Genomic DNA, 22,911 nt, shown 5'->3' with positions numbered 1-22,911 from the left:
TTCCCGTCGCGGGGCTACCATGAAGGCGTGAACGACGATTCCCAACTCCAACGCGGCCTCACCTCGGCACAGGTTGCCATGATTGCCCTGTCCGGGGCGCTCGGCACCGGGCTTTTCCTCGGCTCGGGCTCGGTCATCGCCTACGCCGGCCCCGCCACCGTCATCTCTTACGCGCTCGCGGGCAGCCTTGCCCTGGCGATTGTGTGGGCGCTGGCTGAGATGGTCACGGTCCACCCGGTCCCCGGCGGGCATGGCGCGGTGGCGGCGTCGTACCTGGGGCGCTTCGGCGGTTTCGTCACGCGTTGGAACTTCGCGATCACAATGATGGTGGCAGTCGGCGCCGAGGTGGTCGCCTCCGCCACGTACCTCACCTACTGGTTCCCCGCACTCCCGCTGTGGCTCGGCACAATCCTGTGCTCGGTGTTCATCGGCGCGCTCAACATGTTTTCCGTCCATCTCTACGGCTCGTCTGAGTACTGGTTTTCAATGATCAAGGTAGTGGCGATCGTCGTCTTCATTTTGCTCGGCCTGGCCGTGGTGCTGGGGCTTGGGACCAACGACGCCGTCGGCGTGCGTTACCTGACCGAGGGCGGCTTCCTGCCCAAGGGCGTTGGGGGAGTGCTGGCGGCGGCGTGTATGGCGGTCTTCGCCTTCGGTGGGATTGAGAACGTGTCGGTGGGCGCGGCCGAGTCCGCCAACCCCACCCGCGATATCCCCCGCGCCGCTCACACCATGATCTGGCGCCTGCTCATCTTTTACGTGGGCGCGATTCTCGTGGTCCTCATGCTCCAGCCCTGGACGCTGACGGCAGCCGTGGCCGGCACGGTAGAACAGTCACCGTTCGTCAAGGTCCTGGAGATCACGGGCGTGGCCGGCGCCTCGCACGTGATGAACGCCGTGCTCATCGTCGCCGCGCTCTCGGCCGCAAACGGCTGCCTCTATTCCTCCAGCCGCATGTTCCACTCACTCGCCGTCGACAGCGAAGCCCCACGCTTCGCCAGCCGCACCAACGCCAAGGGCGCCCCGCGCGGAGCCGTGGGCCTCGCCATGTGCGGAATGGCACTCGCCGCTGCGCTCGCGATCCTCAGCCCGGGCAACGTGTTCATGTGGCTGTACGGCATGGCCACCATCGGCATTCTCGTCACCTGGGTGATGGTGATGAGCACCCACATCGCCTTCCGCGCCAAGCGTGCCCGGGCCGGCCTGCCCCTGCCCACCAACCGGCTGTGGGGCAGCCCCGTGACCAACGTGGTGGTCCTCGCCGCGAGCGTGGCCATCTTCATCGCACTCTACTGGCTCATGCCGATCGCCTGGTATGCGGGCGTGCCCTACATCCTCGCCCTGTCGGTGGGCTACTGGTTGCTCTCGCGCTCGCGGGAGTTGCCCGCCCCACGCGACCTCCTGGCCGAATCCCTCGCCGCGCAGGCCGGCAAGTAGGAGATCTACCAGCGCGAACAGCCGCACACCGACGTCGAATACGGCCTGCTGGCGGGGTACACCGTGGAGCTCGCCGGGGTAAGCGGCCGGGCGCCGAAGGTAAGATACCTTGCCACGGCGTCGGGAGACCAGAAGGCCCGCATCGCCGAACGCTACTAGGCCGCGCGGACGGCGTCGTGAAACCGAAAAAGAAAAGACTTTGGTGTACTTCCAGAAAAACGAAGATACCCGGTGGGGTATAGCGTATGATCGTGACAAGCGGCAACGACGCCGCATCGCTAAATGGCTGGAGGGAAAATGGCCACAGTTGTAGTTCTCGGAGCCGGAATCTCCGGGCACACCACAGCCCTGCACCTGAAGAGGATGCTGGGCAAGAGTCACAAGGTTGTGGTTGTCAGCCCCAATTCGCACTGGAACTGGATTCCGTCGAATATCTGGGTTGGCACGGGGCGAATGAAGAAGAAGGACGTGGTCTTCCCGCTCGCACCGATTTACAAGCGCAAGGGCGTGGACTTCCGCCAGGCGCGCGCCACCGTCATCCACCCCGAGGGTGACGCCGGCGACTCGCGGCCCTACGTCGAGGTCGTCTACACCGACCCGAAGCGCGAGGGCGAAGAGGAGAAGATCCACTACGACTACCTCGTCAACGCCACCGGCCCGCGGCTCAACTTCGGTGCGACCCCGGGCCTCGGCCCGGACAACGGCTACACGGTCTCCGTCTGTACAGCGGATCACGCCGTCGAAGCCAATGAAAAGCTGATGGAGTCGATCGAGAAGATGAAGCGCGGCGAACGCCAGACCCTCGTGGTCGGCATGGGCGCCGGCAACTGCACCTGCGAGGGCGCGGCCTTCGAATACACGTTCAACGTGGACCACGAACTCAAGCGTTACGGGGTGCGCGACAAGGCGGACCTCATCTACCTCACGAACGAATACGAGCTGGGCGACTTCGGCGTGGGCGGCATGCAGTTTGTGGAGCGCGGCTTCAAGCAGTCCTCGAAGATGTGGACCGAGTCCATCTTCACGGAGCGCGGGGTCGCCTCGATCCTGGGCGCCGGCTGCAAGGAGATCACCGAGGACACGATCAAGTACGAGGTGGTCGACGACGACAAGACGTACGAGCTCAAGTACGACTTCGCCATGCTACTGCCCCCGTTCACCGGCCAGGGCCTGTCGGCCGTGGACAAGGACGGCGAGCCCATCGAGGGTCTGTTTAACCCGGCGAACTTCATGAAGGTTGATGCCAACTACACGCCCAAGTCCTATGACGAGTGGCTCGCCACCGACTGGCCCGAGAAGTACGAGGTGCCGCAGTACCCGAATATGTTCGCGGTTGGTATCGCCTTCGCCCCGCCGCACCCGATCTCCAAGCCGCGCGCCTCCGCGCTCGGCACTGCGATCGCGCCTGCCCCGCCGCGTACGGGCATGCCCTCGGGCGTGATGGGCAAGACGGTGGCACTCACGATCCGCGACCGGATCAAGAACGGCGCGTCCGCCCCGGCCCACGAAGCCTCCATGTCCCGCCTCGGCGCGGTGTGCGTGGCCTCCGCCGGCAACGACATCCTCAACGGTTCGGCCGCATCCATGGCAATGTACCCCGTGGTGCCGAACTACCAGAAGTACCCGCAGACCGGCGGCCGCAACACCAAGCTCACCACCGGCAAGATCGGGCTCTCTGGCCACTGGATGAAGACCTTCCTCCATTACCTGTTCATCTACAAGGCGAAGGCCCTGCCGGGCTGGACGCTCATTCCGGAATAGAGAGGGCATCATGAACAACGCCGACAACCCGACCATCATCCGTTCCTACGACGACGTGCCGGTGCCCACCCGGCTCACCCTGCATCTGCGCAAGAACCCCGTGTGGCAGCTAGGCCACTTCGTGAGTTCTGCGCTCGGGACCATGGGCATGGTGGTGCGCGGGCACGATAAGAAGATGTAAGTACGAGCAAGGGTGCGGCCGGGGGAGACCTCGACCGCACCCTTTTGTGCCGGCGTCCGGCGTCGATGGCAGAATGATGCCGAGGAAAGGACGAGGATAGCAAAGCGCGTGACGATGGCCGACCTGGGTCTCGAAGGTGCGCGCCATCCTCGAGCGCGCTTCGAAGAACGCTGGGATCACCGTGGCACACACGGGAGCCTACGCGCCTACGCGCGCCGAGCTTAACGCCTAAGCCGGTGTGCGGGTAGCGCCCGGACCGCCCACACGAGCGCGAACGCGGCCGTCAAAATGAGGACAATCGCCGCGCCCGTGGGCAGGTCCCACACCCAGGACGCCCAAATGCCGAAAAACGCGCCCGCCGAGCCAATGGCGGGCGCGATCAGCATCATGGGCACCAAGCGATCGGTCAGGAGCCGGGCGGTGGCGGCCGGCGTGATGAGCAGGGCGAGCACTAGGATGTTGCCCACGATCTGCACGCTCATCACCACCGCGGCGGCGATGGTGAGGTAGAGAACCACGTCTACGAGCCCGGCGCGGATACCGAGCGAGGAGGCGTAGGCGCGGTCGAGGGAGACGATCACCAGTTTCTTGTGGGCGAGCGCCAGGGCGGTGAGGATCGCGGCGGCGCCGATGGCGATGGAGGTGAGGTCGCCGGGCTGGACGCCCGTGAGCGATCCGAACAGGATCGATTCGAGCGAGCCGGTGTAGGTGGAGATGCGCGCCATGATGACCAGGCCGAGCGCGAAGGCGGCGGCGAAGAAGATGCCGATCACCGAGTCCTCGCCCACCTTCCGGTTCTGCGTGAACACGGCGATGAGGAGGGTGACGACGACGCCGGCCACCGCCCCGCCCAGCAGTACCGAGCCGCCCACGGCGAAGGCCACGGCGATGCCGGGGAAGACGGCATGGGCGAGCGCGTCACCGATGAAGCTCATGCCGCGAAGGACGGTGTGAACGCCCACGGCGCCACAGATGATAGCCGACAGGATTGCCACCACCATGGCCCGCTGAAGGAAGGCAAGCTGGGGGTTGGCGAGGTCGGCGAGGAAGTCGAGCAGGCTCATGTCAGTCCAATGGTACGAAGCAGGGCGGAGTCGGGGCGGACGGCGAAGGTGTCCATCCAGATGTGGGGGTCGCGCAGGTTGTCCGGGGCGTCGACGGCGCGGATCGTGCCGGCGAGCAGGGCCAGTCGGTCGGCCATGCCCACGGCCTGCGTGAGGTCGTGGGTGGACATGAGGATCGCCACCCCGGCCTCGGACAGGGAGGTGAAGAGATCGGTGAGCGAGTCCTGGGTGGGGTGGTCGAGGCCGGTGAACGGCTCGTCCAGCAACAACACCTGGGGCCCAGGGGCGAGCGCGCGGGCGATGAGCACCCGCTGCTTCTGCCCGCCCGAGAGCTCGTCGAGCGTGCGCTCGCGCAGGTCGATCATCCCCACCATCTCCAGGGCGTCGTAGACGGACCGCCAGTGTTCAGCCTTCGCCCACTGCCACGGGCGCATGCGCGCCTGCAGGGAGGTCATGACCGTTTCTTGCACGGAGATGGGGTAGTTCCAGGCGATGTCGTGGCGCTGGGGAACGTAGCCCGGCGCACCCGAGCGCTCGATCGTGCCGCGCGCAGTGGGGATGAGCCCCATGATCGCGCGCATGAGCGTGGTCTTGCCCGCGCCGTTCGGCCCGAGCAGACCCATGATCTCGCCCGGCTCCACCGTGAGCGAGACACTTTCGAGGATCGTGCGCCCGCTCAGGCACACGTCCACGTCGCGAAGGGCAAGGACGCTCACTTGTCCTCCAGGGCGCGGGCCTGCGCGGAGCTCGTGCGCTTGCGTAGCACCACGAAGACGGCCACGACGAGCAGGGCCAGGCCCGCCATGCCAAGGACGACGACGCCGGTGCTCGAGTCGCGCTGGTCGCGCGCGGTGGCGTCGGGGCTGGCGTCGTCAGCCTGCTCCGAACCATTGCTGCTCTGGCCCGCGCCAGACTGGCCCTCGCCCGTCTGTTCCGAGGCGTCAGCCGAGCCGTCGGGCGTCGTGGAGTCCGGCTGTACGGCGGCGATGGCCGCCCACACGTCGTCGACGCTCGTCTCAGAGCCGACTGCCACGTTGATGTAAGCTGTGCCGCCGGCCGTCGTGCCGTCGTTGAGAGTGGCGGTGAAGGATAGGCGGATGCGGTGCACGCCCGGCTCGGTGAAGGCCCAGTTGACGTGCGTGTGCGTGTTAAGCTCCACCGAGATCGGCTGGGACTCGGCCTTCGCCGAATCCCACAGTAGGTCCGGGCCTTGGAAGTTGCCGGCCTGGACGAACGCGGTGAAGGTGCCCGGGCCCTCGTGGCCCTCGAAGACGATGTTGACCGTGCCGTTGACCTGGTCAATCACTGCCGGGTCCTGCGTGTTCCAGCCCAGCCACGGCACGCCCGAGATCTCCTGCTGGGGGATCACCCACGCCTGCGTGCCGCCCACGAAGTCGTAGCCCTCGGGCACGTCGAGCCGGGCGTCGTCGGAGACGCGGTAGACGACGTCGTTGGTCTGGCGCCATGTGGGGGTGGCGGCGGTGTCGTCGCGGGCGAGGACCTGCCACTGGCCGTCGATGATGCGCGGGCCCATGTCCACGTGCCCGGCGTCGATCACCGTCTGCTCGCCGGCAGGGGCTACCGCCTCGTCGGCGTTCACGCGCTGCGTGAGCGCGGGGTCCACGGCCGTGGAGTCGGTGGTGGCGGCCGCGGGCACGGTGAGGGCCGTGGCGGCGAGGGCGAGCGCGGTGAGCGCGGAGAGTCGTTTCATGTCTATCCTTCAAACGTCCATGCTGGATACGAGCTCGGATCCAGGCACGATTTCAATGCGGTGATGTTGTGAACCACCAGGTCAATGTAGGTGGGGGCGTCCGGGGTGAGCGAGTCGGAGGACAGGGAGCACACGCTAATCCCCTGGCCGTCCGCGATCGACGTCAACTCGCCCGCCCCCGACTTCGTGGAGGCCTCCGTAAAAACCGCCGGTACGTGCAGGTCGCGCAGCGTGGCGGTGAGCGTGGCGAGCGCCCCGGCCGACGGCTCAAGCGACGGGTTCGCCGACGCAAACCCCGTGATCGCAAGCCCGTAGGCGTTGGCCAGGTACCCGTAGGCGTCGTGGGCCGTTACCAGGCGGCGGTTAGCGGGCGGGATCGTGGCGAGCACGTTCGCGGCCCACGCATCGAGCCGCTCGAGCCTGGCGATATATGCCGAGGCGTTGGCCTCAAAGACGTCCGCGTGCTCGGGCTCGATCGCCGAGAGCTGGTCGCGGATCACCTCCACGTAGGCGATCGCGTTGGCAACATCCAGCCACATGTGCGGGTCAATTTCCCCGTGCACGTGCCTGCCGATCACGGCCTGCGCCAGCACCCACGCGTCCTCCCCGGGCTTGCCGAGAAAACGCCACTGCGGGTCCGCCGGCACCTGCGTGCGGGTGGCGTGCGGGACCGCGACGACGACGTCGGCCGGCTTGCGCTCGAAGCTGCGGCCCTTGTCCTCCCCGCGCAGCGTGAGTTCGGCCTGAGCGAAGAGGTCCACGTGCCCCGAATCCAGAGCATTCGGCCCCGGATCGGTGCCAACGGCGAACTCGATCGTCGCCTCGGCGGGGGAGGAGCCGCGCATGTCGGCGTCGGGAATCGCCTCGATGGTGAGGCGGTAGCGGCCGGGGGCGGTGAACCCCCACGACATGTGCGTGTGCGAGCCGGCGGGGAGGGCCAGCTGGTCGCCGTCCAGGCCGTTCGAGGAGTCGAGCCAGATCGAGGGCTGGCCGAACACGCCCGTGGTGAAGGCCGAGATGTTGCCCGGGCCCTCGAGCGCGGTGGCGCGGAAGGTCACCGTTCCGGGGTCGGAGTAGCGGCCGGCCACGCGCAGGCCCAACCAGATCGTGTCCAGCGCCTGGTCTTCGACGAGCGGGATGTGGTAGCCGCCCACTGCCACCGACTCGTCCCCAAGCGCCACGTTCGGGCTGCCCGCGGGAAGGTTCGAATCGACCATCGCACGGATCGACTCGTTTTCCAGGAGCAGCCCGTTAGAGAACGCCGTCTTCGCGCGCGTCACGTGGCGCAGCATCGACAAGGGCGGCTCGTACGTGTGGGGGTCGGAGGAGGGCGGAACGAGGGAGACGACGTCGATCGCGTCGCCCGCCACGTTCCGCACCAAGTCGGCCACGACCGGGGTGGTGGCGACCACCCCGGCCGAGTCCTCCGTAGGTGCGGCGCACCCGGCCAGCGCGAGGCTGGCCAGGAGTGCTAGGGAGCGGGCGAGCCCGCCCCGGTTATGCGAAGCGCCTGCGAACAATCAGCGCACCGCCGATGCCCATGAGCGCAATCGTGAGGGCCGCAAGCGTGGACACGGTTGCACCGGCGTGAGTGAGCGCGGTGGTCTGGCCGGCCGCCACGTTCTTGCCCTCCGCTTGGAGCTGGGCGATCTGCTCGGCCGAGAGCTGGCAGTCGGCGCCCGACGCCGTCTTGCCCACCCACTCGGTCTTGATGTACTTATCGCCCTTCTTCTCCACGCCCGCCGGCAGGCCGTTATCGCTGGCCGCGCCGCCGAACCAGCGCTCGCCAACCACCTGGCCGAGGTTGCCCGAGGAGAACACCGCGAGCTGGCCCGGGCCGGTCACGCTGGACAGCGACCACGTGACCTCACCGGTGGTACCCGAGACGATCGACGGGTGCTGCGTATTCGCGCCCACCCACGGCACGCCCGGAACAGCGGCGGAGGAGATCATCCAAATCTGCGAGCCCTTCGGGGCGATGAACTCCAGGCCTGCGGGTGCGGTGGCCTTCGAAGCGTCGCTCAGGCCGAAGACGAGCGAGCCCGGATCGACCCACTTGGCCGGCTGGGTGCGGTCATCCTTCACCTTGAACATGAGTTTGTCGCCCTCGAGGACCGAGCCGATGTCGAAGTGGCCCGAATCCGCGTTGCCCGAACCTCCCACATTGAACGTGAGGGTGCCCGTGGCCTGGACGCGCTTACCGCTCTTGAGCTTGGCGGTCTGCGTGATCGTCGCCTTGTAAGTGCCCGGTTTGGTGAACACCCAGTTCGGGTGCGAGTGGGTGTTGGCCGGCACGGTGTAAGAACCGCCCGATGCCTTCGCCGCCGGGCCCGAAACTTCGGTCTCGATCGGGGTGGGGATGCACTGCTCCACAGCGGCGCCGCCGCCCGTGATCGTGCCCGCCGGGCCGGTGCCCGCCGCGCCCGGGGTGCCGGTAGCGCCAGGCGTTCCGGTGGCGCCGGGTGTTCCGGTGGTGCCGGGGGCGCCGGCCGGCTTGTCCGGGGTCTTGCCGCCGGGCTTGCCGCCGTTGTCGGCGTCGCCCTTATTCGAGCCATCCGTGTTGCCGTTGCCCGTGTTGTCGTTACCGGAGCCGTTGCCGGCTTCGTCGTTGCCGTTGCCCGTGTCCGTGTTGTCGGTGTCACCGGCGTCGGGCGCGGACTTGTCCTCCACGACGATCCGGATCTTGCCGATGTCCGACGTTATCGACGTGCCGTCCTTATCCGTGGCAGAGACCTGCATCGCGAACTCGTACGTGCCCGGGTGGGTGAAGACCCAGTTGGCGTGGATGTGCGCCGGAAGGGTGTTGGTCACCGTGGTAGTCTTCGAGGAGTCGACCAGCAGATCCTGCAGGCCCGCGAGGCCCTGCGTGAAGGCCCAGGCCTTCGCGCCCTCGTCCGCCGACGCCGAACGAGCCATCGACGCCATCATCGGCATCGCGCGTCCAGCAACCTCGGGAGTCGCCTGTGCGCCTCCCGAGGGTACCGAGATCGGCGTAAAGGTCATCGTGGTGCCATTGGGGAAGGTCTCCGTGGGCAGGCGCTCGGTAGAGAAGCCCGGCCATACCAAGCCCCTCACCTGCGACTGCGGCAGCACGTACAGCGGCGTGCCGTAATCGCCCAAGAAGTTGTAGGACTCATCGCCAAAGACGCGCTTGGAGCGCACCTGCTTTCGCACCTTGGCCTTGAGAGTGACGGCGTCGGGATCGCGAACCACGCTACGCGGTTCGATAGTGCGTGAATCGTCGCCGACGATGATTCGCAGCGAGCCGTCCGGCGTGAGCGTGGGGCCGTAGTCGATGTGGCCCTCCGTGATCGTCACGGCCTCGGTCTTGATGGCGCCTTCGGTCTCGGCGCTGGCGTTGTCCTCGGCCTCGCCAGGCTTGCCGTTATCGCCAGCTTCACCGTTTCCACCGGCATCGCCGGTCGGCTGGTCGGTGGGGTTGTCCGGGTTCTCCGGCGCCGGAGTCTCCGGCTCCGAGGGTGCGGGCGCATCGCTATCGGGTGCAGCGGCGAAGTTCGCAGTCGCGGTGAACTCCGCGCCCTCGGCGTCCAGCGTGGTGCGGGCCGCCGGGTACTGCGTGGCCGGGGTGAGATCCCAGTGGGCCTGGGTGGTGTCACACCAGTCGTCCACAAAGCTCTTCGAAATCGTCATCGAGCGCGAGGAGCGGGTGGAGGTGAAGTTGATCGGGCACTCTTCGGCGGTGCTCGACACGTCCTCGCCGAAGCCGCCAACCACGCCGAATTCCACGTTCGGATCCTCGGGCATGGCGGTGATGACGTAGTTATCGCCCTCGAGCTTGCTCGACATCGTCACCTTGGTGGAGGTGATCGCCGCCGGGCTCAGGTTCTTCGCCGGGATGTTGGTGTTCGTGGGGGCCGGGAACTGGCCGGGCTCCGACGTCGTCGTCGCCTTATCGCCGAGCTTGTAAGAGACCGGGGCGGTCATCCAGCGCGGGGCGGGCGAGCCGGCGTCGGGAACGTAAACGGCCTGGAAGCTTGAGGTCTGGGAGCCGATCATCTCGCTCCACGTAGCGGAACCGCCGGTCAGAGGCTGCTCGGCCAGGTAGTAACCGTCGATGTAGAAGGCCACGCGGCCCGTGGCGGCCGGATCGCCCGTGTCGAAGGTGATCGACGTCATCGGCTCGGTGCCCGAAGGCGCAAGCGTGAGCGTGGGCTTGAAGGACTGCGATGAGCCCGTCTCCTGGGAGGCGTTGTAAGCGTCGATCACGTCGCCCAGCTTGGCCTGACGCGGATTGCTACCGCCAACCTGCCACTCCATATCCTGCGGAGCGGAGGTCACGAACTGGCCGGTCGTGGCATCGCGGTACGTGGTGCGGTAGGTGAGGTGGTACGTGCCCGGCTTGGAGAACGTGGTGTTGAGGTGCGTGTGAGCACCGGCGCCGAGCTGGAGGAAACGGTAGTCGTTCTGGTGGCTGGAGAGGAAGCGCTCCTGCGGATAATCATCATTCGTGTAGCGGAACATCTCCATCTGGCCCGGGCCGGTGAAGTCCACGAGCTCCAGCTGGAACATCTGGTCGCGGAACTTCTCCACCGGGATGCCGGCGTCCGAACCGTAGCCGATCCACAGGTTCTTAGCGCCGCCCGTGGCATTGATGGGGGAGCCCCAGTAGAACAGGTCGCCCGCCTCTCCCAGGAAGCGATACTGGGGATGCTCGCCAGCGGTGTAATAGAAGTACTGCTTGCCGCTGGAATCGTAGCCCTGGTGCAGCCAGTGCAGGCCCTTCTCCAGCGGCGTGACCTGCTGGCCGGAAGCCTTGATCGTCAGGGCGTCATTCTCCCAGAACACCTTCGGGGAATCGGTGTGGCCCTGATCGAAAATTGCCTTGCCCTCCGTGGGCGCGGCCGCCGCCGGTGCCAAGAAGGAGACGGCGAGTGCGAAGGTAGTGAGGGCGGCGAGCCGCTTCGCCCAACTCAGACGCGACAAGAAGGATCACCTACTTTCAATTGAGAATCTTTATCACCTACAAGTGTAACGGGAATCGATATCGATATGAAGGTGGTGGGGTGTGGCGTAATGCGCACGTGTGGATCGAACAGAACCCTGGGCTGTCTTGTTGCTAAAAGCGGAGTCTTCGGGCGCAGAATCCAGATGCGTCTGCGCTCGGATGCATCTGAGGGTGGAAGTCGGTGATTACTTGCGGTACTTGCTTGCAGGGCTACTCGCGGTGGCCGTCGATCGGGCCCACCAGCTTGAGGAAGCACTGCCCGCACAGGGCCATGTACTCCACCTCGGAGCGGTTATCGATCTCGATCTGTTCGCCGTGGAGCACGAACTGGCCGTTGACCTTGCGGGCGTTAAAGTTCGCCTTGCGCCGGCACCCCGCCCCACACATCGTCTTCAGTTCCTCGAGGGTGTGGGCAGTCTCCAGCAGGCGGGCCGAGCCGGGGAAGACCTTGGTGAGGAAGTCGGTACGTAACCCGTAGCACAGCACCGGGATGTTGAGGGTGAGGGCCGCCATGAGCAGCTGGTCCACCTGTGCGGTGGTGAGGAACTGCGCCTCGTCCACGAGGATCCCGCCCACCGTCTTGCCTTCGATGGAGGCGAGCCAGTTACTCGCAAGCTCGAACAGGTCGTCGTCCTCGGCCACGAGGTGATCCACGAGCCGCTCGATCCCCATGCGCGTGTAGAGCGCGGCGCCGGCCTTCGAATCCAGGGCGGGCTTAAGGATGAGGATCTGCTGGTGGGATTCTTCGAAGTTGTGGGCCGCCATGAGCAGGCCGGCGGTCTTACCCGAGTTCATCGTGCCGTAACGAAAATACAGTTTTGCCACTGCTCATCCCTTCGAAAGTGTCCAGCTGTACCAGCATAGGGCATCGGCGGGAAAGAATTGTCGGAGGGGCATGGGAGAGTGGAGATATGGAGATGGAAGAACGCCAATACACGGGCCGGCTGCGGCTCACATGGATCCTCACCCGCGGGCAGGATATGCCCTTTGACGTGGATGTGTACCCTGCGTGGGCGGCGCTCACGTGGCGGGCGCGCAGTGCGCGCCCGCCCGATGAGTTAGCGCTCTGGGATTGTCACGCGCACCCGCCGGGCGGCGGGGTTGGGCAGTGCAATGGACTGGCCGTCGATCTCGATCGTGGTCAGGCCCAGCACCGCGCTCTGTGAGGTCACCGTGGCGTTCTTGCCGGGCCGCACCCCCAGGTCGCCCAGGTAAATGAGCACGTCGGCGTCGTCGTCGTCCACCTGCTCGATCACCACGGGCGCGCCCTCTGCTGCCTCGTGCAAGTGGACGACGTCCATGGCTGGCATCGAGCCGTCGGGCTGGGGGATCGGGTCGCCGTGCGGGTCGCGCAGCGGGTGGCCGAGCAGGTCGTCAATCGCGTCGATGAAACGCGCGGACACGGCGTGCTCGAGCGCCTCGGCCTCGTCATGCAGCTCCTGCCAGGCATAACCCAGGTGGGTGTGCAAGTAGGTTTCGATGAGCCGGTGCTTGCGCACTACCCGCAGTGCCTCGCGCAAGCCCTCCTCGGTGAGGCGGATCGGGCCGTAGCGCCGATGGCTGACCAGGTTTTGGGAGCTGAGCTTCTTCACGGCTTCGGTCACAGTGGAGGGGCTCAGCCCCATGCGGCGCGCAAGCTCGATCGGGACTACCTCATCGCCGGACCATTCGCAGATGGACCAGATCGTCTTGAGGTAATCCTCGGTCGAGGGGGAGAGCGTGTTCATTAGGAAAGGGCTGCCGCCACCGCGAGCTCGAGCGCCTTGACGAACTTAGTCTCGCGCTCCTCCGGCGTCATGTCCTCGCTCGGTACGGTCATGTGATCCGAGATGGTCAGCACGGCAAGGGCCTCCTTGCCGTACAGGGACGCCAGGCCGTAGAGTGCGCCTGCCTCCATCTCGGCTCCGGCGGTGCCCACCTTCGCGGCGGCCTCGTTGACCTCTTCGGGCACGTTGTAGAAACGGTCACGCGAGATCACGGGTGCCACGACGACGTCCGGGTCATCCCCAGCCGCGTCCGCCGCGGCCCTGACCAGGTTGAAGGAGGCGATAGCCGAGAAGTGGGTCTGCGGAATGAGGTAGGTGTTGATCACGCCTTCGTAGTGCGCGCCGCTGGCAATCACTACGTCACCCACCTTCACGTCCTTCGACAGGCCGCCGGCCGTGCCCACGCGGATGATGCGCTGCACGTCAAAAATGGAGAAAAGCTCCGAGGCGTAAATGCCCAGCGACGGCTGGCCCATGCCCGATGCCATGATCGACAGTGGCTTGCCATCCACCGTGCCCGTGAAGGCCTTAATGCCGCGCACGTCCGACACGACCTTGGCGTCCGGCATGAGCATCTGGGCCATGCGCTCGGCGCGCTTCGGGTCACCCGGCATGAGGACGGCGGGAGCGATGTCTCCCTTTTCTGCGTTGATGTGTGGCGTTGCCATGTTCTTCCTTAACGTAAGGCGGAAAGTTTACTGATCTAGTCTAACGCGAGCGCCGGGCGGCTCGCCGCTCCGCGCGGGCCTGCTTGGCGTTCGCCTTGCGCTCCTTCGGCGTGAGGTGCTGGGCCACCTTCTCGTCAAAGCGCTCCCAGTGCTCGGCCGAGACCTCCTCGAACGCGCGCGGCGGGCCGCCCGGGCGGTCCTGCATCCGGTTGAGGTAGGGGTAGGTGTCATGCCCGCGCAGGTAGAGGATCGCGGTGTTGATCGCGGCGGCAAGCGGCACGGCGAACAGAGCTCCGATGATGCCCGCGAGCGCCGATCCGCCTGCCACGATGAGCACCACAGCCAGGGCGTGCATGTTGAGCGCGTTGCCCTGGAGGACGGGCTGGAGGACGTTGCCTTCAATCTGCTGGACGAGGATGACACCGGCCAGCATGAGCAGCGCGAAGCCCACCGACTGGGTGTTGACCAGCACGATCACCACGGCAAGGAAGCCGGAGAGGAAGGCGCCGACGATCGGGATGAAGGAGAAGAGGAAGACGACCACCGCGATGGGGAAGGCGAGCGAGATCGGGGTCTTCAGGAGCATCGCGACGATACCGATGCCGACGGCGTCGACAGCGGCGACGATCGCCTGCGTGCGGGTGTAGTTCCCGATCGTCACCCAGGCGCGGATGCCGGCCTCGTTGACCCGGTCGTGCTGCGAGCGCGGTGTGGCGCGCACGATCCAGTGCCACAGGCGCCGGCCGTCCTTGAGGAAGAAGAATAGGGAGAACAGGGACAGGATCATGCCGGTGAGGAAGCCCGTGACGCTCGATCCGATGGAGGCCACGCCGCCCAGCAGGGTGGCGGCGTTGTTCTGTAGGGCGCTTTGCGCCTTCGACCAGCTCTCGTTCAGTGTTTGCTGGAGGGTGGGGAACTTGTCAGTCAGAAGGTCGACGATCGTGGACACGCCGGCGATAACCTGGTCGGCCAGGTCGGACATGCCCGCCACGATTCCGGTGCCCGCCCCCACAAGCAGACCGAGGATGATGACGACCAACCCGAGCACTCCGGCTGCGGCCGCGGCGGCCGGCGGCCAGTTCCAGCGCTTGCGTAGGTAAGCGCTGGCAGGTTCGAGCACGACGGCGATGAGGAGCGCCACCATGAGCGCGATGAAGAGGAGGGAGAGCTTGAAGGTGACCCAGCCCACGCCGATCAGCAGGATGGCGAGAACGATGATGCGCCACGCCCATCCGGCGGCGGTTTCAAGGGCGGATGGGACGGGGGAGCGGTATTCGTGTGCCTTGACCGTCACCTCGTCAGGTTCGAAGTCCGGTGCGTGTTGTGGCTGAAAATCTTCCATAGGTGCCACATTATCGGGTGAGGCTGCATTTCTTCCAACGTGAAATAGTTGAAATGTGTTTTATTCCGTGTGGCGTGAGAGAATGGACGCCGAACTGCTCAGGAGGAACCTTGTACGCACTGCTCGCCTTCGATCTCGATGACACGCTCGCACCGTCGAAATCACCCCTGTCACCTCGGATGGCCGCCGCGCTTCGCGACCTGCTCGATCTTCACGACGTGTGTGTCATCTCCGGCGGCACGTTTGACCAGTTCCGCGGCCAGCTGCTTGCCAACCTCGACGCCACCGACGCCCAGCTCGCCCGCCTCCACCTCATGCCCACGTGCGGCACGCGCTACATGCGTTACGACGACGCCGACTGGCGGCCCGTCTACGTGCGTGACCTGAGCGCCGAGGAGAGGACCGAGGCGATGGCAGTCGTGGAGGAAGAGGCCAAGCGTCTCGGGCTGTGGGAGACCGAGGTGTGGGGAGATATCCTCGAAGACCGCGGATCGCAAATCACGTTCTCCGCGCTCGGCCAGCAGGCGCCCCTCGAGGCGAAGAAGGCCTGGGACCCCACGGGGAAGAAGAAGGAGGCCCTGCGCGCCGCCGTCGCCCCGCGCCTACCGCACCTCGAAGTGCGATCGGGCGGATCGACGTCGGTGGACATCACCCGCAAGGGCGTGGACAAGGCCTACGGAATCGCCGAACTGGAGAAGGTCACGGGCATACCGATCGCGAACATGCTGTTTGTGGGCGACCGCCTCGACGAGGGCGGCAACGACTACCCCGTCACCCGACTCGGGATCGACACCCACGCCGTTTCCGACTGGTCCGACACGGCCCACTTTGTTGAATCGTACGTCGCAAACGCGAAGGAACATCATGAGTGAACTCGACATCGAGGAAATGGATCGTCGAATCGCCAAGTTTGAGGCCAAGGCCAGCGAGCACGAGCGCGCCGGCGGCGCCTCGCTCGAAACCTCGCTGACCATGATCATCACTGGGGCGATCGGCCTGTTCGCCTCACTCATGCTCGTCCTGTCCGAGTTCACCTACTACAAAAACCCGAACGCCAGCCTCATCTGTGACGTCAACCCGCTGATCGGCTGCTCGAAGTACTTCACCGCCTGGCAGGGTCACCTCCTGTTCGGTGTGCCCAACGCCCTGTTCGGCATGATGTTCTTCGCCGGAATCGTGGCCCTCGGGCTCGTGCTCGCCTTCGGCGGCACCCTCCACCGTTGGCTGTGGAACGCCGCGCTCGCCGGCGCCGGCATGGGCATCGTGTGGGTGGTCTGGTTCGCCTACGAATCCTACGTGGTCAACAGGTCACTGTGCCCGTTCTGCCTGGTCGTGTGGATCGTGACCATCCCGCTCTTCATCGTGCTGCTGGCCCGCGTGGCCCAAGCCGGACACCTTGGGGAGGGTGCCGAGGGCTTCGGCTCGGCCCTAGTGCGCAACCGCTGGATCACCGTGGCAGTGGTCTACCTCGTCCTCGTCCTGTTCACCGTCATCTGGTTCTGGGACTCCTGGGCGCTCGTCTTCTAATCAACCTCCGCCAATGGTGAGGGCCTCCGGGAATCCCCGGAGGCCCTCACTGTTAGGCAGGCGGCGTTCCGACTAGTCGTTGTTGTCCGACTCCGCCGCTCCGGTCTGCTCACCGGTCTGCTCGGCGGCCGGTTCTGTCGCGGACTGGTCCGCCCCCTCGGCCGGCTCGGTCACCTCAGCGGTAGGATCCTTTGTCGGCTCCGTGCTTGGCTGGCTGAGCTGCGCCGGGTTCTTCGACCAGATGAGGACCGCCTCGCCGTCGTCGTTGACCCAGTACAGCTCGGCAATGTCACCGGAAAGAGTGAGCGTGCCGGAAGCCGTGACGCCGTCGTCGACGAACGCGATGAGCTGGTCATTCATGGCGGAGCAGTACCGCGCCGACTCGTCGAACGGTGCAAACGGGTTGCCGTCCGAATCCACGGCTACGAAGGACTCCGCCGGGACGGAGATGTAGCCCTGCTCGGTCGAGGCCGGGGCGGTAGCCGTCAGATCGAGGTGGAGGAACTGGCCATCCAGGCTCCCGAGCTCGGAGGTGCAGGTCGTGATCTCGGTGGCCTTGTCAACCTGCACGTACGCCTCGGCATCAGGCGAGACCCACAGTCCGCCCGACGCACTACGTAGCGAGGTCGCGCGGATCTGGTTGAACCAGTCACCATTCGACACCCGGTAGCCATTTCGCACCACCCACTGCGCCTGGCGCGGGGAGGTCTCGTAGATCCAGACCGGCTTGCCCGACGTCGTCGTGGCCGCGTTGCGGAAGTAGCGCAAGGTGTTGATGTTACGGTTCGGGTAGTAGCCCTCGTAGACGTCCAGGCGCGTGAGGTTCGCGGCCAGTGTCGAGGCCGGGAACTCCATGATCTGGCCAACGATCGGGCGGCTCGTGGCGCTGGGGATCGCCCACGGCCACGTGCCCTTGTGGGTGACCCACAGGGCGTAACGCGGCACGGTATCCTTGCGCTCCGAGATCACGCGGCCCTGAACCATGTGGTAGCCGATGTCGCCCGTGCGGAGCGTGCCGTAGACGAAGGGCTGGCGCAGCAGCTGCGGCTTCGGCGCCGGTGGGCCCGCAACCGTGGTGGCTTTCCACTTGCCCGGCAGGGTCATGTCCTGCCAGCCGTGGCCGATCTGCACGGCCTTGGACCACCAGCCGTTGCCCAGGCTCGTGTAGCGGAAGAGCTTGCCGTCCGCGCGCTGGCCGATGATGTCGGGGCGGCCGTCGCCATCGATGTCGCCAATCGAGGTGATGTTGGTAAAGGACTCCCAGCCGTGGCCGATTTGGCGCATCGCGCCAAATTCACCGCTGCCGTCGCCCGGGTAGAGGAGCAGGCGGCCCGTGGGCTTGTGGCGGGCGACGAGGTCGGCCACCCCGTCACCATCGATGTCGCCGGGCACCACCATCATGTCGATGTCGTCCCAGCCCCATCCGATCTCGCGAACCCGGTCCCACTCGCCCGCGCTCAGCGTGGGGTAGAGGAGCAGGCGGCCGTCCCTGTGGCGGGCGAGGAGATCCGGGTGGCCGTCCCCGTCCCAGTCATCGGCCGGGACGATATCGGCCATGACGTGCCACCCGTACCCGATCTGGTACCCGCCGGTCAGCGAGGTGCCATCCGAGTGGTAGATGCGCAGCAGGCCGTCGGGGGAGCGGACGATGACGTCGCCATAATCGGCGCCGTCGAGCGAGGCAATTTGGATGCCGTAATCAAAACCGCCCCAGCCGTGGCCAATCTTCATGCCCGGAGAGAGATAGCTAGCGCTCCCCCCCGTAGGCATAAAGATCATTGTTCGTATGGCGGGCAAGAAGCGTGTCCCGGTAGCCGGAACGGATCGTGCTCGCCTCGGTGGGTGCCACGGCAACCACCATGAGAACCGCCGTCAATGCGACGGTCGCAAGACGCGAAAATAGTGATCGCATAATACTCTCCTAGGGTGTGAGTGCAAGGAGAGTCTATTCCCTTAACAACCCCAAAGTGACGGCGGCACAGGCACTACCGGGCGGCTGCCACCTGATCGGCGTACCCGGTCTCGATCAGCGCGGCGCGCAGCTTGTCCATTGCTGCGGCGATCTCCTCGGCAGGTGCGGCCACGGCGTCGGAAAAGCGCGCCGCCTCCTCCGACTCGGCGGGGATCACGTGCACGTGCGTGTGCGGCACCTCGAAACCGAGGATCGCCACCACGGCCCGCGGCACGCCAAACGCCTTCTCCTGGGCGCTCGCCACGATCTGCGCCACGCGCATCATGTGGCCGAAGTCGCCGGCGTCCACCTCATTAAACTTCGCCACCTCGGCGCGGGGGACGACCATGACGTGGCCGGGGCGAACCGGCTCAATGGTGGCCATGACGACGCACACGTCGTCGGCCCAGACGAACTGGCCGGGGATCTCCCCGGCGATGATCTTGGAAAAGATGGTGCTCATGGCTATATTCTACGGCGTGCGTCATGTCTCTCACAGTGGCCGCCGGCGGGCCGGGCCAGGCACCTGAGCTAGAATAGCCGCGATCTTAAGTAAAGGAGACTCATGAGCACCCCGTATCGGTACACCGCCGAGCTTGCCGGCGAGATCGAGAAGAAGTGGCAGGATCGCTGGGAGCGCGAGGAGACGTTCAACGCCCCCAACCCGGCTGGCGCGCTCGCGGACGGTCGCGCGGAGCTCAAGGAGCCCTTCTACCTGCTCGACATGTTCCCCTACCCGTCGGGCAAGGGCCTGCACGTGGGCCACCCGCTGGGCTACATCGCCACCGACACGCTCGCGCGCTTCGCCCGCATGCAGGGCAAGAACGTGCTGTACACGATGGGATATGACGCCTTCGGCCTGCCCGCCGAACAGTACGCCGTGCAGACCGGCCAGCACCCGCGCGTGACCACCGAGCAAAACATCGCCAACATGCGCCGCCAGCTGCGCCGCCTTGGCATGTCGCACGAGGCGCGCCGCTCGGTCGCTACCACCGACACGGATTTCGTGGGCTGGACCCAGTGGATCTTCCTCCAGATTTACAACTCCTGGTACGACACCGAAGCCCCCGGCCGCGTCGCGGGCACGGTGGGCCGCGCCCGCCCTATCTCAGAGCTCGTCGAAGAATACGAGCGGGGCAAGGTCGCAACCCCGGACGGACGCCCGTGGGCCGAGCTGGACGCGGCCGAACGGCGTCGTGCAGTGGATGCCCGGCGCCTTGCCTACATCGACTACGCGCCCGTCAACTGGTGCCCGGGCTTGGGCACCGTGCTGGCGAATGAGGAGGTCACGGCCGAGGGCCGCTCCGAGCGCGGCAACTTCCCCGTGTTCAAGCGCGAGCTGCGCCAGTGGATGATGCGCATCACCGACTACGCCGACCGCCTCGCCCAGGACCTCGACTACGTGGACTGGCCGGAGAAGGTGCGCCTCATGCAGCGCAACTGGATCGGCAAGTCGCACGGCGCGAAGGTGACGTTCGCGGCGCATACGGCCGAGGGCGACGTCACGCTCGAAGTCTTCACCACGCGCCCCGACACGCTGTTCGGCGCCACGTTCATGGTGGTCTCCCCGGAGCACCCGATGCTGGGCGGCTCGGGCGTGCCCACCGAATGGCCGGAGGGCACGAAGGAGGCGTGGACCGGCGGGGCTGGCACGCCGATGGGCGCGGTCATGGACTACCAGCGCCAGGCGTCGATGAAGTCCGACATGGACCGGGCCGACGACGCGCGGGAAAAGACCGGCGTCTTCACCGGCATTTACGCGACGAACCCGGTCAACGGCAAGCAAATCCCGGTGTTCACTGCGGACTACGTCATGATGGGGTACGGCACCGGCGCGATCATGGCCGTGCCGGCCCACGACCAGCGCGACTTCGACTTCGCGAAGGCCTACGACCTCGACATCGTACCCACGATGAAGCCCGCCGACGGCTTCGAGTGGGAGAGCGCGTGGGAGGAAGACGGCGAGATCATTGACTCGGCGAATGAAGAGATCTCGCTCAACGGCATGTACAAGGCCGAAGCGGTGGCCGCGATGAGCGACTGGCTGGCCGCCAAGGGCCTGGGCAAGGCCACGGTGACCTATCGCCTGCGCGACTGGCTTTTCTCCCGCCAGCGCTACTGGGGCGAGCCCTTCCCGGTGGTCTACGACGCCGATGGCAACGCTCACGCCCTGCCTGAGTCGATGCTGCCGGTGGACCTGCCGGACACCCCGGACTACTCGCCGCGCTCCTTCGATCCCGACGACGCCTCGTCTAACCCTGAGCCGCCGCTCGGGCGCCTGCAGGACTGGGTGAACGTGGAGCTCGACCTGGGGGATGGCCCGCAGATGTACACGCGCGACACGAACACGATGCCGAACTGGGCAGGTTCGTGCTGGTACGAGCTACGCTACCTTGACCCGCACAACGCCGAACGTTTCGTGGCCCCGGCGGTGGAGGAGTACTGGATGGGCCCACGCGAGGGCAAGGTCGCGGGCGGCGCGGACCTGTACGTGGGCGGCGTGGAGCACGCGGTACTCCACCTGCTCTACGCCCGCTTCTGGCACAAGGTCCTGTTCGACCTCGGACACCTGTCCTCCTTTGAGCCATTCTACAAGCTGTTCAACCAGGGCTACGTGCAGGCCTACGCCTACACCGACTCGCGCGGGCAGTACGTGCCGGCCGACGAGGTGGAGGAAGTGGCCGCCGCCGACGCCTCGGGCGAGGTGACCTATGTCTACCAGGGCGAGAAGGTCAACCGCGAGTACGGCAAGATGGGCAAGTCGCTCAAGAACATCGTCACCCCTGACGAGATGGCTGAGCAGTACGGCGCGGACACGTTCCGCCTGTACGAGATGTCGATGGGCCCGCTCGACGTGGACCGCCCGTGGGAGACCCGCGCGGTTGTCGGCTCCCAGCGATTCCTCCAGCGCCTGTGGCGCAACATTGTGGACGAGGAGACGGGCGAGCTCGTCGTCGTCGATGGGGAAGCGGACCTGGAGACGGCGAAGCTGCTGGCGCGGACGATCGTGGGCGTGCGCGAGGACTACGAGGGTATGCGGATCAACACCGCGATCGCCAAGCTCATCATGCTCAACAACCACCTGACCGGCCGTGAGGTGCCGCGCTCGGTGGCGGAGGCGATCGTGCTCATGGTCGCGCCCGTGGCGCCGCACGTGGCCGAGGAGCTGTGGAGCCGGCTGGGGCACGATCAGTCGCTTGCCTTCGCGCCGTTCCCGCAGGTGGCGGACGAATCGCTGCTGGCCGAGGACACGGTCACGGCGGTTGTGCAGGTGCGCGGGAAGGTCCGCGACCGCCTGGAGGTCCCGGCCGACATCTCGGCGGCTGACCTGCAGGCGATGGCGCTGGCCTCGGAGAAGGTGGCCAAGTTCCTGGAGGGTGAGCCGCGCAAGGTGATCGTGCGCGAGCCGAACCTGGTCAACATTGTTCCGTAGTTTTTCGTAACAATTCCAGCCAGTGATATCGGCTCGGCGCGCCAGCTCAAGAACCGATACAGTGAACGACGAAGGAAAGGGTGTGTGATGGCATCTACTGACATCTCAAAGGTCGACAAGTTTGGGCATGCCGCCTGGGAGATCGCCTCGCCGACGGGCGCGCGTGCCATCGTGTCCGAACGCGGCGCCACCCTGCTGTCCTGGCAGCCGGAGCCCGGCGTGGAGGTGTTGGCAGGCCATCAATCGAAAGAGGAACTCGAGGCCGGCGCGGGTGCGCGCTCGATGATCCTTGCCCCGTGGTCCGGCACGATCGCGGACGCCACCTACACCTTCGACGGGCGTGACATCCAGGTGGACGACGCCGTGCGCGCCTACTCACTCGCCTACCTACAGGATTTCCACGTGGTCTCCGCCGGCACCACCCTGTCGATGGAGACCGTGATCAAGCCCTGCGATTCCTACCCGTGGACGTGCCAGGTGTCCGTGCACTTCTCCCTCGATTCGGGCGCCGACGGCGAGGAGCACCTCTCCATCACCCTCGAGGCGAAAAATCTCTCTGATGAGCCCGCGCCGATCGCCGTGGGCTGGCACCCCTACTTCATGCTGCCGGGCATGGAGACCGTGTCGAACCTCGGCCTGTCCATCCCTGCGCGCACGAAGATCCTCACCGACCGCCGTGGCGTCCCGTTGCCGGGGGAGTCCGCCTACGGCGGTGTCAACACGCCCGTGGTCATCGACTATTTGGGGTCGGCGTCCCTCAACGACTACTACCGCGGGCTCGTGCCCGACAACTACGGGGTGGTCGCCACACGCGTCGTCACCCCGTCCACCAACGCCTCCGTAGTTCTCACGCAGGAGCCCGGCGAGGCCGCGGTCGTCCACATCGACACCGGCGACCGCCTCGAGCGCGACCCCCGCACAGCCATCGCACTCGCGCCCATGTCCGCCGTTGCCGACTCGTTCAATCGTCCCGACGCCGTCGGCTCGGTTCGCGTGGAGCCCGGCCAGTCGCGCCAGATGACAGCCACGCTGACCTTCCGCCGCTAGAGCCGGCGTCGCGCCCGGGTTGCGCTATGGCACTTACTGTTGGCGAAGGGTAGGGAC

At 66.2% G+C, this 22,911-nt stretch carries 19 protein-coding genes; 7 read left to right on the top strand and 12 right to left on the bottom strand.

What is annotated here, in order from left to right; genetic code table 11:
* Positions 1-27 precede the first annotated feature (27 nt).
* The 3 genes from QPC17_RS05350 (at position 28) to QPC17_RS05340 (ending at position 3,379) form a co-directional block, all read left to right on the top strand.
* On the top strand, positions 28-1,437 hold the full coding sequence (locus QPC17_RS05350; protein WP_062613771.1) for an amino acid permease: 1,410 nt from the start codon (positions 28-30) through the stop codon (positions 1,435-1,437).
* A 297-nt stretch (positions 1,438-1,734) separates the two neighbouring features.
* Positions 1,735-3,198, top strand: a complete 1,464-nt coding sequence (locus QPC17_RS05345; protein ID WP_062613772.1) for an NAD(P)/FAD-dependent oxidoreductase — start codon at positions 1,735-1,737, stop codon at positions 3,196-3,198.
* A gap of 10 nt (positions 3,199-3,208) precedes the next feature.
* Complete coding sequence (locus tag QPC17_RS05340; RefSeq protein WP_160326878.1) at positions 3,209-3,379, top strand: hypothetical protein; 171 nt, start codon at positions 3,209-3,211, stop codon at positions 3,377-3,379.
* A 221-nt stretch (positions 3,380-3,600) separates the two neighbouring features.
* Here QPC17_RS05340 and QPC17_RS05335 read toward each other — a convergent pair whose 3' ends face one another.
* The 9 genes from QPC17_RS05335 to QPC17_RS05295 all read right to left on the bottom strand — a co-directional run bounded on the left by QPC17_RS05335 (position 3,601) and on the right by QPC17_RS05295 (position 14,896).
* Positions 3,601-4,443, bottom strand: coding sequence for an anchored repeat-type ABC transporter permease subunit (locus QPC17_RS05335; protein ID WP_070445614.1), 843 nt, complete (start codon positions 4,441-4,443; stop codon positions 3,601-3,603).
* A complete protein-coding gene (locus tag QPC17_RS05330) occupies positions 4,440-5,159 on the bottom strand; it encodes an anchored repeat-type ABC transporter ATP-binding subunit (protein ID WP_062613774.1) in 720 nt (239 codons plus the stop codon). Before QPC17_RS05330 ends, QPC17_RS05335 begins: the two co-directional genes overlap by 4 nt.
* The gene (locus tag QPC17_RS05325; RefSeq protein ID WP_070448386.1) at positions 5,156-6,154 is read right to left on the bottom strand and encodes a choice-of-anchor M domain-containing protein; all 999 of its coding nucleotides are present in this window, start codon (positions 6,152-6,154) and stop codon (positions 5,156-5,158) included. Before QPC17_RS05325 ends, QPC17_RS05330 begins: the two co-directional genes overlap by 4 nt.
* Positions 6,155-6,156: 2 nt before the next feature.
* Positions 6,157-7,674 (bottom strand): anchored repeat ABC transporter, substrate-binding protein, encoded by a 1,518-nt coding sequence (locus QPC17_RS05320; protein WP_244899256.1) that lies wholly within the window; start codon positions 7,672-7,674, stop codon positions 6,157-6,159.
* Positions 7,652-11,098 (bottom strand): choice-of-anchor M domain-containing protein, encoded by a 3,447-nt coding sequence (locus QPC17_RS05315; protein ID WP_285347068.1) that lies wholly within the window; start codon positions 11,096-11,098, stop codon positions 7,652-7,654. The genes QPC17_RS05320 and QPC17_RS05315 overlap by 23 nt, the downstream gene beginning before the upstream one ends.
* A 232-nt stretch (positions 11,099-11,330) precedes the next feature.
* Entirely contained in the window at positions 11,331-11,945 is a 615-nt protein-coding gene (locus QPC17_RS05310) for a thymidine kinase (RefSeq protein WP_062613778.1), read from the bottom strand.
* A gap of 233 nt (positions 11,946-12,178) precedes the next feature.
* Complete coding sequence (locus tag QPC17_RS05305) at positions 12,179-12,847, bottom strand: metal-dependent transcriptional regulator (RefSeq protein ID WP_285347067.1); 669 nt, start codon at positions 12,845-12,847, stop codon at positions 12,179-12,181.
* Positions 12,847-13,554, bottom strand: a complete 708-nt coding sequence (locus tag QPC17_RS05300) for a purine-nucleoside phosphorylase (protein WP_285347066.1) — start codon at positions 13,552-13,554, stop codon at positions 12,847-12,849. Before QPC17_RS05300 ends, QPC17_RS05305 begins: the two co-directional genes overlap by 1 nt.
* A 40-nt stretch (positions 13,555-13,594) precedes the next feature.
* On the bottom strand, positions 13,595-14,896 hold the full coding sequence (locus tag QPC17_RS05295; protein ID WP_068538967.1) for an AI-2E family transporter: 1,302 nt from the start codon (positions 14,894-14,896) through the stop codon (positions 13,595-13,597).
* Positions 14,897-14,949: 53 nt separating this feature from the next.
* On the opposite strand from QPC17_RS05295, the gene QPC17_RS05290 reads away from it, so the two are divergent.
* On the top strand, positions 14,950-15,768 hold the full coding sequence (locus QPC17_RS05290) for an HAD-IIB family hydrolase (protein WP_285347065.1): 819 nt from the start codon (positions 14,950-14,952) through the stop codon (positions 15,766-15,768).
* Entirely contained in the window at positions 15,761-16,423 is a 663-nt protein-coding gene (locus tag QPC17_RS05285) for a vitamin K epoxide reductase family protein (RefSeq protein WP_062613783.1), read from the top strand. The genes QPC17_RS05290 and QPC17_RS05285 overlap by 8 nt, the downstream gene beginning before the upstream one ends.
* A gap of 72 nt (positions 16,424-16,495) precedes the next feature.
* Here QPC17_RS05285 and QPC17_RS05280 read toward each other — a convergent pair whose 3' ends face one another.
* The 3 genes from QPC17_RS05280 to QPC17_RS05270 form a co-directional block, all read right to left on the bottom strand.
* Positions 16,496-18,154 (bottom strand): FG-GAP-like repeat-containing protein, encoded by a 1,659-nt coding sequence (locus QPC17_RS05280; protein ID WP_068538969.1) that lies wholly within the window; start codon positions 18,152-18,154, stop codon positions 16,496-16,498.
* Positions 18,155-18,170: 16 nt separating this feature from the next.
* Positions 18,171-18,335: a hypothetical protein gene (locus QPC17_RS05275; protein ID WP_285347064.1), complete on the bottom strand. Its 165-nt coding sequence runs from the start codon at positions 18,333-18,335 to the stop codon at positions 18,171-18,173.
* A 73-nt stretch (positions 18,336-18,408) separates the two neighbouring features.
* On the bottom strand, positions 18,409-18,837 hold the full coding sequence (locus tag QPC17_RS05270) for an HIT family protein (protein WP_062613785.1): 429 nt from the start codon (positions 18,835-18,837) through the stop codon (positions 18,409-18,411).
* A 102-nt stretch (positions 18,838-18,939) separates the two neighbouring features.
* Between QPC17_RS05270 and leuS the strand changes: the two genes are divergently transcribed.
* Together leuS and QPC17_RS05260 are read left to right on the top strand one after the other, a co-directional pair.
* Positions 18,940-21,807, top strand: a complete 2,868-nt coding sequence (gene leuS / locus QPC17_RS05265) for a leucine--tRNA ligase (protein WP_068538970.1) — start codon at positions 18,940-18,942, stop codon at positions 21,805-21,807.
* Positions 21,808-21,894: 87 nt separating this feature from the next.
* Positions 21,895-22,854 (top strand): aldose 1-epimerase, encoded by a 960-nt coding sequence (locus tag QPC17_RS05260; RefSeq protein ID WP_285347063.1) that lies wholly within the window; start codon positions 21,895-21,897, stop codon positions 22,852-22,854.
* Positions 22,855-22,911 lie beyond the last annotated feature (57 nt).

The sequence above is a fragment of the Trueperella bernardiae genome, assembly GCF_030246965.1.
GTDB lineage: Bacteria > Actinomycetota > Actinomycetes > Actinomycetales > Actinomycetaceae > Trueperella > Trueperella bernardiae.
Note: the sequence above shows the minus strand (reverse complement) of the source record. Positions and strands in the feature narration are given on the sequence as shown.